This is a genomic window from Streptomyces xylophagus (assembly GCF_000716435.1).
In the GTDB taxonomy this organism is placed as follows: Bacteria; Actinomycetota; Actinomycetes; order Streptomycetales; family Streptomycetaceae; genus Streptomyces; species Streptomyces xylophagus.
The window spans coordinates 1-225 of record NZ_JNWO01000206.1; the positions used below are offsets into that span (position 1 = coordinate 1).

The 225-nt window shown below is 66.2% G+C and carries 1 protein-coding gene; it reads left to right on the forward strand.

Going from position 1 to position 225, the window contains the following annotated elements; all coding sequences use genetic code 11:
- Positions 1–225 (forward strand): hypothetical protein (locus OO70_RS51000; RefSeq protein ID WP_043688560.1); only part of this gene is annotated, 225 nt, incomplete at both ends.

The window sequence follows — 225 nt, forward strand, 5'->3', positions numbered from 1 at the left end:
GCCGTCAACCAGGACGGCGCCAGCAACGGCCTCTCCGCCCCCAACGGACCCTCACAAGAACGCGTCATCCAACAAGCCCTCGCCAACGCCCAACTCACCGCAGACCAAATCGACCTCATCGAAGCCCACGGCACCGGCACCACCCTCGGCGACCCCATCGAAGCCCAAGCCCTCCTCCACACCTACGGCCAACACCACACCCCCGAACAACCCGCCTACCTCGGA